At 72.7% G+C, this 11,325-nt stretch carries 9 protein-coding genes; 2 read left to right on the forward strand and 7 right to left on the reverse strand.

All coding sequences use genetic code 11. From position 1 onward, the window contains the following. Positions 1-112 precede the first annotated feature (112 nt). The 7 genes from AOK15_RS17775 to AOK15_RS17805 form a co-directional block, all read right to left on the reverse strand. Positions 113-2,221, reverse strand: coding sequence for a tetratricopeptide repeat protein (locus AOK15_RS17775; RefSeq protein ID WP_055517925.1), 2,109 nt, complete (start codon positions 2,219-2,221; stop codon positions 113-115). Positions 2,222-2,263: 42 nt separating this feature from the next. After that, on the reverse strand, positions 2,264-3,262 hold the full coding sequence (locus tag AOK15_RS17780) for a nucleoside triphosphate pyrophosphohydrolase (RefSeq protein WP_055517926.1): 999 nt from the start codon (positions 3,260-3,262) through the stop codon (positions 2,264-2,266). 235 nt (positions 3,263-3,497) lie between these two features. Beyond that, on the reverse strand, positions 3,498-4,166 hold the full coding sequence (locus tag AOK15_RS17785) for a SurA N-terminal domain-containing protein (RefSeq protein WP_055517927.1): 669 nt from the start codon (positions 4,164-4,166) through the stop codon (positions 3,498-3,500). 203 nt (positions 4,167-4,369) lie between these two features. Continuing rightward, positions 4,370-5,260: a glycoside hydrolase domain-containing protein gene (locus tag AOK15_RS17790; protein ID WP_240508480.1), complete on the reverse strand. Its 891-nt coding sequence runs from the start codon at positions 5,258-5,260 to the stop codon at positions 4,370-4,372. A 133-nt stretch (positions 5,261-5,393) separates the two neighbouring features. Continuing rightward, the gene (locus tag AOK15_RS17795; RefSeq protein WP_276205783.1) at positions 5,394-6,887 is read right to left on the reverse strand and encodes a serine/threonine-protein kinase; all 1,494 of its coding nucleotides are present in this window, start codon (positions 6,885-6,887) and stop codon (positions 5,394-5,396) included. Positions 6,888-6,925: 38 nt separating this feature from the next. Further along, a complete protein-coding gene (locus AOK15_RS17800; RefSeq protein WP_063799002.1) occupies positions 6,926-7,549 on the reverse strand; it encodes a hypothetical protein in 624 nt (207 codons plus the stop codon). Between the two features lie 217 nt (positions 7,550-7,766). Then, on the reverse strand, positions 7,767-9,794 hold the full coding sequence (locus tag AOK15_RS17805) for an N-6 DNA methylase (RefSeq protein ID WP_055517930.1): 2,028 nt from the start codon (positions 9,792-9,794) through the stop codon (positions 7,767-7,769). 211 nt (positions 9,795-10,005) lie between these two features. Here AOK15_RS17805 and AOK15_RS17810 point away from each other — a divergent pair, with 211 nt between their 5' ends. Together AOK15_RS17810 and AOK15_RS17815 are read left to right on the forward strand one after the other, a co-directional pair. Beyond that, entirely contained in the window at positions 10,006-10,389 is a 384-nt protein-coding gene (locus tag AOK15_RS17810) for a hypothetical protein (protein ID WP_055517931.1), read from the forward strand. Between the two features lie 143 nt (positions 10,390-10,532). Further along, the gene (locus AOK15_RS17815) at positions 10,533-11,267 is read left to right on the forward strand and encodes a hypothetical protein (RefSeq protein WP_055517932.1); all 735 of its coding nucleotides are present in this window, start codon (positions 10,533-10,535) and stop codon (positions 11,265-11,267) included. The last annotated feature ends 58 nt before the right edge of the window (positions 11,268-11,325 follow it).

Consider the following 11,325-nt stretch of genomic DNA (forward strand, 5'->3'; position numbering starts at 1 on the left):
GTGGGGTCCTGGTCGAGGGCACCCTCGGGGGACGGCTGCGGCTGCGGATGCGGCTGCGGCTGCGGCTGAGAGTGCGGCTGCGGCTGGGAGTGTGGCGGGTGGGGCTGGTTGGTCACTCCTCGACGGTATCGGGCTGGTCGCCGGGGGGTACGGGCAGCAGGCCCATGGCTCGCATCGCGTGGTAGTCCTCCAGCTCGGCGGCCCTGAGCAGCCACTTCGCGGATTCCTCCGGGTCCCGCCGCTCGCCGAAGTGCAGCGAGAGCCAGAACGCGGCCTCACCGTTGCCGCGTTCGGCGTCCTTCTTGAGAAGCTCCACCGCCTCGTCGGCGGCGCCCATACGGAGCAGAAGGGCACCGAGATTCCGGGCGGCGTCGGGGTGGCCCGCCTCCATGGCTCTGCGGAACAGCCGTTCCGCCTCCGTGTCGTGAGCGCCGGCGCGGTACAGGAAGGCGGCGAGGGTGTGCACGGCACGTGGGTCTCCGAGCTCGGCCCCGCGGCGGAGCCAGCGCTCCGCGTCGCTGCTTCCCCGGTGGGCCAGCGTCCGGCCCAGGCTCGTGGCCGCTCGCTCGTGACCGGCACCGACGGCCTTGACGTACCACCGCATCTCCTGCCCGGGTGCCGAGCCGTACAGCAGATCGCCCAGCTCGTGCGCCGCCGCCCCGTCCCCCGCCTCGGCCGCCGTCCGCAGCAGCGCCTCCGCGCGCTCGCGGTGCAACCGCCCCGCCTCACGCGCCGCCTCGACGCTTCCACCCCGCGCGGCGATCTCCAGGTACCGGATCGCTGCCGCCTCGTCACCGGCGCCCACCAGATGCGCCGCCCACTCCTCGGCGGCTTCTCGGTGCCCGGCCTCCGCGGCTCGGCGGATCAGGTCCGCGCGTTCGTCCCCGCCCACACGTTCGGCGAGGGCGATCATCAGGTCCGGTTCGCCCGCCTCGATCCGTGGGCGCAGCGCCGCGCGAGCCGCGTCCAGCACGGCCTCGCGGTCGATCCGCGCGCCCTCTTCCGCCGCGTCCAGCAGCAGCCACCACACCCCGTCCGGCACCGGCTCCAGGTCCTCCGCGCGCAGATCCTCCGCGCGCAGGGCCTCCGCCTCCGCGACCAGCGCCCCGTACGCCCGCCAGGTGCGGTGTTCCTCACCGGCCACGAGCAGGCCCGAGACCCCGAACATGCGGGTGGTGGCCCAGGTGAGGGCGTCCTCGAACGACTCGCGCTCCTCCGTGCCGTACTGCTCCTGCGCCTGTCTGAGCAGCTCTGTCGGTACGGCGCCCTTCACTCCGCACCGCGCCAGGTCGACGGCGGCCCGGACCAGGAGCTGTCCTCGCGGGTGCTCCTGCTTCGTGCCCGGCCGCCGCCACTCGTCGTACATCATGTGGCCGATCGCGAAGTACGACGCGGCGCCTTCCTTGCCGCTCCACATGTACGCCGGGTACGCGCGTGGGTCGTCGACGTCCTTGAGGCGGTCCAGCTCGGCCTCGCTCCACTCCTGCGGCACTTCGACCGCGCGGGCCTTGGCGAGGGCGAGGCCGACGCGGTCGCTCATCGTCCGGCGCCCGTAGTACTCGTCGGAGCGCATGGTGCCGAGCAGGACCACGCCGAGACCGGCGAGCCGCCCCAACAGCCTCCGGTCCAGCCCGTCCTCGCCGAGGTGGTCGGTCAACTCGTCCAGCCAGATGACGTACTTGCCGGGCTCGCCCTTCAGCGCGGCGAGCACCTTCCGCAGGTCCTCCCCCGGGTCCGGGGTGTACAGCCGGTACCCCTCCAGCGATCGCACTCCGTGCCACGCCGTGTACGACTTGCCCACGTACCGTTCGCCGAGGACCAGCACCAGCCCGCCGTGGGCCAGTTCGGCGCGCAGGGCCTCGTCGCAGTCGCGCGGCACGTACGGCGGCACCTCGGGCTGGCCCGGTATGCGGCGGGTCGGGCCCACCCCGAACTCCACGGGTTGCACCTCGCCGGCCGGCTGCCACGCGGCCGGGTCGAGGACGCTGCCGCGGCGGTCGTGCCCGACGCCGGTGGCCCGGCCCTCGGGCGTTCCGGCGGGGCGTTCGCCGACCGAGGGTCCGGACGAGACGTGGCCGATGCGGCCGGCCTGGATGACGATGCCGTTGCTGACGTTTCCGGTGAGGGCGTTCCCGATGTTGCCCCCGGCGGCGATGGACCTGCTGCCGGTGGCCTCCACCGACCGCTCGCCCCCGGTCTCGTCGTCCGACTCCCGACCCACTCAAGCCCCCACACGTCGCGACCACCCGTGAGGACAACGGTACTAAGCGTTCAGCCCTTCGGCCGTCCGCACGGCGTCACGATACGAGCGGGCGGCCGCCCGCAGCGCCGCCTCCGGGTCGACGCCCTCGGCCTCGGCCCGCACGGCCATCGCCAGCAACTCGTACCCGATGCCGTCGCCCGCGGGGAGCGGGACGTCCAGGCCCGCCGTGCGGACGCGGGACGCGAGCTTCGAGGCGAGGGCCAGGCCGGGCTGGCCGAGGGGTATGCCGTCGGTGACCGACTCGCGCCGCTTCTCGACGGCCTTGGTACGCAGCCAGTGCTCCTTGACCTCCTCCGGGGTGGTGGCGGTCGCGTCACCGAAGACATGGGGGTGGCGGTGGATGAGCTTGGTGACGATGGTGGCGGCGACGTCGTCGATGGAGAAGGGCGCCTCGGGGTCCTCCTCGGCGATCCGGGAGTGGAAGACGACCTGGAGGAGGACGTCGCCCAGTTCCTCGCGGAGTTCGTCCCGGTCGCCCTCCTCGATCGCCTCCACCAGCTCGTAGGCCTCCTCGATGCCGTACTTGGCGAGGCCCTTGTGGGTCTGGCGGGAGGACCAGGGGCATTCCTCGCGGATGCGGTCCATGACCTGGATCAGGTCGAGGAGGCGGGCGCCGGGGAGGTCGTAGGAGGCGGGGAGGAGCTCCAGTGACGGCATCCTCAGGCGGCCGGAGCCGGCGAGGCGGGCCAGGCCGTCGGTGAGGCGGGGTTCGCCCTCGGCGGTCGCCACGACCACCACGGTGCGGTCGCCGGCACAGGCGTCGACCAGGTCCTCGGCGGTCGGGGCGGCCTGCTCGACCGTGATGCCGGCCTCGCGCAGATAGGGCAGCTGCGGGTGGGCCTCGTCCGCGCAGAGGACGCGGTCGGCGTCGCGCAGGGCCTGCCAGGCGGGCCAGGAGAGCAGACCGGGTGCGACACGGTGGCTGGTGGTGAGCAGGACGACCCTGCCGGGGCCGGGGGCCGCGGTGTCGGGGGCGTCGTCGGGACGGTGTGCGTTCACCCCACGAACGTAACCCACGCCACCGACGACCCCCGAAGTTGTCCACAGGCGGGGGCCGACGCGCGGCGGACGGCCCGAGCCCGGTGTCGACCTCGGGGCTGGTCCTCGTCGGCGCCGGTATGCCGGGAGCCTTCAGGCACCCGCGGACGGCACCCCTCGGGCGCGGCGTGCGCGGCGGCGGGCGGGAGACGGCGGGCCGCGGTGCGCCGGCGGCCGGTGGCCCTCGCCGGGTGGGTCAGGTCGGCTGTTGCTGGGTCGCCTTCGTGACCTCGCGGACCCACGGCGTCTTGGAGTCCGCCAGGCCGAGCCGGCCGTCCTGGGCGACGCCCCAGGAGCCGTAGCGCGGGTTGAGGTCGACACCGAGTTTCTCGGACGCGTCGGCCATGGCCTTCCAGAAGACGGTGCCGCCCTCGGGGCTGTTCATGTCGGCGCCGAGCGCGGTGGCGAGCTTCTGGACCTCGACGTCGCTGCGGAGGCTCTCCTCCAGGTGCTCGGGAGCGACGTTGTACTGCTGGAGCCAGGCCGCCTCCAGCGCCTCGGAGCCGCCCGCCTCGTGCTCCAGGTCGGACCGGTACTTCTGGACCTCCTTGCGGGTGACGGTCACACCCGCGTCCTCCAGCGCCCGGTCGAGGACCTTCTCCAGGACCATGCCGTTCAGCGTGTTGCGGGTGAGGGTGCCGGTCTGGGCGACGAGGCGCTGGTACTGGGCGTCGTCCCCGCTGGCGGCGCGCTGGGCGGTGCGCACGTCGTTCACCCGGTTCTCCAGTTGCGCGACCGTGATCCGCTCGCTGCCCACGACGGCCGCGGCGCCGGGATGCGCGTCGCTCCCGCAGGCGGTCAGAAGGGGAGCCGCGGCGGCGATCGCGGCGGAGAGGACGAGCGCGGTGCGACGACGGCGGTGCAAGTGGGCCTCCCGAGGAGATTGTGCGGCGGTGCACAAGGTCTTGCGGTGATCGATGGTAGGCAGTGGCCCTGCTCTCGGCCAGCCATTCGACCAACGATTCACACCGACTTCCGGCACCGCCGCACCGCGAGGCCGCCCTGGGCCGCTCCGCGAGGCGGCCCCCGTCGGCCCACGCCCCCTGCCGGAAGCCGCGCACCGTCCGGTTATCCGACGATCGCCACCGGTGCGTCCCACGCGTCACGGTCCACGGTGATCGTGTAGCCGCCGCGGCTCTCCTTGCTGTTGACCATGTACTGATGGGCGCGGTGGTGCCCGGTGTACAGCGTCGAGGCGTACGGCCAGTCGCTGGTCGTCGTGTTGACCTTGTCCCACTTGGCGTACCAGAGGTTGCCCGGCAGGTTCGTGCGGTAGGTGGCGGTGGCGACCGCCTTGGCGCTGGAGCTGCTGAAGCCGTAGAAGCCGGAGCGGTACTGCTTGGCGCCGAGCGCCTTGTGCCAGGCCCTGACATAGGTGAGGACGGCGTCGTTGCACGCCGTGTTCGTGATGTCGTACGCCTCCATGTCGAGGTAGAGCGCGCTGCCGGGCTTCATACCGAGGGCGGCGGCCTTGGCGACGGCGTCGGCTCCGTCGGCGGCGCCCTGGGAGGTGGCGGTCGACGCGGTGATCACCTCCGGGCTGGAGCCGCTCTGGCAGGGCGGCTGGGCGCCCACGTAGAGCGGGACGAGCTTCCAGCCGAGGGTGTTGACCGACTTCACCCAGGACGCGGTGAGGTTGGGCTGGGCGCAGCCGCGGTTCTTGCCGCCGATGTAGACGGCCGCCGCGCCGTAGAAGCCGGTGTTCCATGCCTTCATCGCGGACAGGGACGGTGCCGTGCAGGTGTCGAAGGCGCGGCCCGTGTAGACCTTCGCGGACGGCCAGGCGGTGGTCGTGGCGAGGGAGTTCTGCGCGGCGACGCCGGCCCCGGCGAGCACGGCGGCCCCGGCCGCGGTCCAGGCGATGTATCGGCGCTTGCGGGACTGCCGGTGGCTCGGCCTCCCGGACCGTCTGCGGCTGGTCGCCTCGTCGGTCGTCCCGTCGCTCGTCTCGTCGGACATGGTTGGCCCCACCCCTTGATCGATCTGTGTGTGCACAGCTAAGCGGTGCCGGCTCCGTGTTCGGGAAAGACCGCCTCTGCGGTGCGGCAAACTTCGGCCAAGGCGGCGCAAAACATACGCCCGCCGGTGAATGTCAGCCGCGCACCTGCCCCAGCCACTGCAAGGTCCGCCGGACCTCGCCCGCCAGGGGGTGGCCGGGGCCCCGCAGCCGCTCCACGTCCAGCAGGAGGCGGCCCAGGGTCTCGTGGGCGGCGCCCCGGTCGCCGAGGGCGAGGAGCAGGTGGCCTATGCGGCGGCGGACGTCGAGGGCCAGTTCGGGGTCGCCGCCCACGTACTGGTTCTCGAAGTACGGCAGCAGCGAGCGGTACTCGGAGAGGGCCGCCGCGGGTTCGCCGAGCTGTTCGAGGCACTGGGCGGAGTCGTAGCGGAAGCGCAGGGACTGCGGGTCGGCCTGGCCCGCCTCGGCGGCGCGCTCGTCGGCGAGGCGGCGCAGCTCGGGCAATGCCCGGCGGTACTGCCCGTCGTCCATGAGCGTGGCCGCGTACTGCTTGCGCAGGGTGCGCACGACGGGTGAGTGCTCGCCGTGCTGGGCGGCGGCGGCCGGGAGGATCGCGCCGAGGATGTCGACGGCCTGGGTGATACGGCCCTCGCCTAGGAGGCGCTTGACCTCGTCGACGGCGCCCGCGACATCGGGCTTGTCGACCGGAGGGGCCTCCGCCGGGGCGGCGGAGGGCTGCGGCGCCGGGATCCGGGCGCGGTCCGGCCAGGGGGCGTGCGGGCGCAGGAAGGGACGGGTCGGGTCGAGCGGCGAACCCGTGGGCATGCCGCGCGCCGGGAGCAGCGGCAGGAGCTGCTCGTAGGTCTCCTGCGCGGAGGACGGGCGGTGCTGCGGGTCCTTGGAGAGCAGCCGCAGCACCAGCGTCTCCAGCGCCTCGGGGACCTCGGGGCGAATCCGGCGGACGGGGACGGGCGGCTCGTACAGATGGCGGTGGAGGACGCCGAGAGCCGTGGAGCCCGTGAACGGCACGTTCCCGCTGAGCAGTTCGTGCATCAGCACACCGAGGGCGTACAGGTCGGTGTACGGGCCGACCGCGCCGCCCATGGCCTGCTCGGGTGCCATGTAGGCGGGGCTGCCGATGGGCGAGCCGGTGTGGGTGAGGCGGGTGGTGTCGGTGTCCATCACGGAGGCGACACCGAGGTCGAGGACGGTGACCGTGCCGTCCTGCTTGACCATCACGTTCCGCGGCTTGAGGTCGCGGTGGATGATCGGCACCGCGTGCACGGCGGACAGCACCGCGCACAGCTGGGCGGCGACCGCGACCGTCCACTGCCACGGGTAGGGGTCGTGCTCGGCGAGGTGGTCGGAGAGGTCCGCGCCGTCGACGTACTGCATGACGAGGAACAGCTCCTCGCCTTCGCTGCCCGCGTCGTGCACGGTGACCAGACCGGGGTGGTCGACCTGGGCCGTGACCCGGCACTCGCGCACGAAGCGGCGGCGCAGCTCGTCGGCCTCCTGGCCGGCGACCTTGTCCGGGCGGAGCAGCTTGACCGCCACCCGCCGGTCGAGGCGCTGGTCGTACGCCGTCCACACCTGGCCCATGCCGCCCTGCCCGATGAGGGTGGACAGTTCGTAGCGGCCGGTGATCAGGCGTCCGGTCCCCTGGGTCACCGGTCTCCTTCGTTTCTGCGGAGATAGTCACTGAGCTCGTCGAGCTCGGCGCGCACCTGGTCGATACGGGCCGGGCCGGGGCGCTGCGGATCCGGCGCGGGCTGCGGCTGGGCGGGGGGACCCGGGATCGGCGTCGACTGCGACTGGACGGGCGGCTGCGGGGCCGGGGTGTAGGGCTGCGGCTGCGGCTGCGGGACCTGGACCGGCGGGTAGCTGTAGCCCGACTGCTGGGAGTAGAGCGTGGTCTGGGCGTACGCCGACGGCGGGGCCGTGCGGGGCGGGCTGAAGTGGCGTATGTCCGCGTACAGGTAGTACGCGACGGTGGCCACGAGTCCGCCGAACAGCATCGACATGCCGACGTCACCGCGCCAGGTGGTGAACTCGTCCTTGCCCGGGTCGGTGCCGATGATGTAGAGCGTCGCGACGATGTGCACGACCGCCAAAGCGAACAGGAACCAGTCGCGCGGTTTGCGGGTGACGGAGGCCAGTCGCAGCAGGCTGGCCCAGCCGAGGAGGCCGCAGCTCATGACGGTGACCACCACGAAGATCACACGCAGCGTGACCGGCGCCCCCTGCGAGGGGCCGGGGGGCTGTTGCGGCGCGTAGCCGTGGCCGTGCATGGCTGCTCCTGAAGGCCTGGTGGAAGTGGACCGCGATGTCGTTCCGAGCGTATAGGTCGACCACGACAAGCGGTCCAGGGTTGTGGACAACCGTTGCAGTCCTGGTCACGCCGCCCGGTGCGGAGTGGTTCCGTCCGGTGGAACCGTGTCGGTCGTCCCGGCGGATCCACACGCTCGTTCGGCGGACCCACCTGATCGTAAGGGCAGTTCGTCGTTTTCAGTCCGGGGAGACCGTTCCGTCCGTCAGTCCGTCGTACATGCCGCGTACGAGCCGGGTGCCCAGGCGGCCCGCTTCGCGCAGCGCGTCCTCGAAGGCGGCGAGGGACCGGAACCGCTCGCCGTAGCGGCGCTGCTGTTCCAGCGGCAGCCGGGGCAGTTGGAGGCGGCGTACGTCGAGTCGGCTGGCGGTGGAGGCGTAACTGCTGGCCTGGCGGCTGTTGGCGGTGCCACGCAGGAACCCGGCGACGAACCACGCGTCGAGCGCCGCCGGGTCGGGGCGCAGGAGCGTGAGGTTGCGGCCGAGGGCGGCTCCGGCGGTGTCCTCGTCGACGACGCGGGCGATCCCGCCGCCGCCGAGGACGGGTACGACGATGTCCCCGCACTCCACCAGTACCGGCTCCTCCCCGGTCTCGGTGAGGGTCCCCGACGGGGCCGTGCCCGCCAGGACGTCGTGGTCGGTGAGCACCCGCGCGTGGGGGCCGTTCCCCCCGGCCCGCAGCAACAGGGCCCCTCCGCGCGCGAGTTCCCCGACGGTGGTGAGCGGCCAGCGCGGGGGCTGTGTCTCGTCGGCGAGCGGGGGCGTGAGATCGGCGGTCAACCGCAGGGTCTCGCCGAGGCGTTCGCGTACGGCGCCGAGTTCCGCGGCTCCGCCGCCCGCGGCCGGTGGCGGCAGATGCCTGGCGGGGGCCAGGTCCACGTCGTCGTCGAGCAGTTCGATGACCGGCATCGAACGGCTCAGCCCGGGGCGTGCCACGGCCTCGCCGGTGCGGTCGAACGGCTTCCACGCCCCCAGCACGGCGGCTGTCACGGCCGCCCAGTCGACCCCGCCCCGCCCCTCGGCGCCGAGCCGCCCGGTGTCCACGAGCAGCAGCTCCGGCGGCGCCGGCGTCCTGCCCGGCCGGCGCAGCACCCACAGGTGCAGCGGGATGTTGTACGGGGGTGCCGCGCCGACCGGCAGGGCGATCACGGCGCGCAGGGCGCCGCGGCGCAGCAGATCGGCGCGGATACGGCGCCCGGAGCGGCGGCTGGCGACGGCCGGCGGCATCAGCAGGACGGCGGTGCCACCGTCCTCCAGCCGGGCCAGCGCGTGCTGCACCCAGGCGAGTTCGGATTCGGTGCGGGCCGGGAAGCCGTACTCCCAGCGCGGGTCGTAGGCGAGTTCGTCGTGGCCCCAGTTGCGCTCGTTGAACGGCGGGTGGCAGAGCACCGCCTCGGCCCTGAGGTGTTCATGGGCGTCCGCGCGGAGGCTGTCCCCGACGGCGGTGCGGATGGCGCTCTTGGTGCGCAGGGCGAGTCGCAGCGCGGTGAGGGCGGCCAGTTCCGGGGCGCTGTCCTGGCCGTGGAGCTCCTGGCCGGGGCGGGGCGCGACGGCGCGCAGGAGGGCGCCGGTGCCGCAGGCCGGGTCGAGCACGGTGCGGGCGGGCCCGACGAGTTCGGCCATCAGCTCGGCCAGACCACCCGGAGTGAGCGTGTACTGGCGGGGGTTGGCGTCGAGATGGCGGGCCAGCAGGAACTCGAAGGTCTGCCGTGCGCCCAGGTCCGCCGCGAGTTCCGTGGCGCCCCGCAACAGCGGGATCGAGGGCCGCAGCTCGGCGGCCGTGGGCGCGTGCACGGCGGGCTCGCCATCCGGGCCGAAACGCGGGCCGAGAAGCTGCGCGAGGTGGTCGGCCAGAGCGCCGGCCAGCTGTTCGTCGTCGTCGGTGGCGCTCGACTCCAGCCAGGCCAGGGGCCGGTCGTGGAGGTACAGCAGGGCGCAGCCGGCGTGCACCAGGGCCGTCACGGGGCCTTCCGGGTGGCCGGTGACCTGCTGCCAGACCCGCTCCTTGAGCGGCACCTCGGCGAGCTTGCCCTGCTTGCGCAGCCACTCCTCGACGTCGGTCAGCGCGAAGGACGGGCTGGTCTCCGTACCGCCCACCGGCCTGGGGAAGTCGGCATGGCGGCGGCGCCAGTTGCTGACGGCGGCGCGGCCGACGCCGGCGAGCCGCGCGATCTCCGCGGCGGTGACCTCTGTCCCGTTGTCCTGCACGCGCCCGGCTCCCCTCGTACCTGGTGTGTGGCGTTGAGCATACCGACGCACGCAAGATCTACCGCTTCACGCCGTGTACGCACTCGTTATCGTGAACCGTGTTGACTCGGTTCACAAGCTCTGCTGTGATTAACCCATCGAACGACGGGCCGCCCGCTTCGGGTGGTCACACCTCGTCGTGCGGTCATCCACCAGGAGAGGAGGCACGACCATGGGCATGAAGGCACAGCTCGCCCTGCATGCGGCGGTGGGTCTCCTCGTCATCGGTGTGGTCTCGGCGAATGCCGGGAGCGGTGACAGCGCCTCCTACGGCACCGGATCCGCCGACCGCTTCAAGGGCTTTGTGAACACTCACGGCACCTCTGCCGAGAGAGTCGCCGTCTCGCATGTCACCGACGTGCACAGACCCGCGCCACCCGCGGGCGGGACCGACTCCGCCGAGGTCCTCACGGACCTCACCGGCGGCCCACCGGGCGGCGGTACCCGCCCCGCCCGGCTGATCGCCGCCGCCTTCGCCGACTGGAAGCACGACGAGCGGGGTCACGTCACGGTTTACGACTCGGCGGGCGAGCAACTCGCCAACCGCGCCTACTGACAGACACGTCCGCCCGTCGGGGCGGGTGTCACCGCCCGCCGATCCGAGATCACCGCTCACCGCTCACGCCCCGCCGCCGTACACACACCCGTGCCCGCGTGCGGCGGCACCGCTCACTCATCACATCCCAGGGGGGACCTCCCATGCGTCGCACCGCACTCGCCGCTCTCTGCATCGCCGCCGCGGCCACCTTCTCGCTCACCGGCTGCCTGCCCGGCGAGGACAAGTCGAACGAGCCGTTCTCCGGCCTGAGCGGCGGCGAGATCGCCGACAAGGCCGTGAAGGCCACCTCCGACGCCGACTCGCTCCGGATGAAGGGCGAGATCCAGGACGACAGCGCCGGCGGCACGATCAACCTCGACATGGCCCTCAACAAGAAGGGCGACTGCGCCGGCACGATCGGCATGAAGGACGGCAAGGCCGACCTGATCAAGACCGGCGACACGATCTACATGAAGTACGACGAGGCGTTCCTGCGCGCCCAGGGCGGCGGTTCCTCCAAGGAGGAGACCGACATGATCGTGGACATGCTGGCCGGCAAGTGGACCAAGACGTCCGCGACCGCCGAGGACTCCAAGGAGATGGCCAGCTTCTGCGACCTGGACACCGTGCTCGCCGACTTCGAGGACACCAACTCCGACGCCGAGCGCGGCAAGACCACCACGGTCGACGGCACCCCCGCGATCCTCCTCCACGAGAAGGACGGCAAGGACCGGTACACCCTGTCCGTCGCCACCAAGGGCAAGCCGTACCTCCTGCGGGTCGTGAGCAAGTCCGCCAAGGAGCCGGGCGACATGAGCTTCACCGACTACAACAAGCCGGTCCCGGCCGACGCCCCCAAGGGCAAGGTCATCGACCTGGACAAGGACTGGAGCTGACCTGACACTCCGGGGCTCGCAGCGGGCACGACCCGCACGAGCCCCGGAGTGTCAGGTC

The sequence above is a fragment of the Streptomyces ossamyceticus genome (assembly GCF_001418475.1).
GTDB lineage: Bacteria > Actinomycetota > Actinomycetes > Streptomycetales > Streptomycetaceae > Streptomyces > Streptomyces ossamyceticus.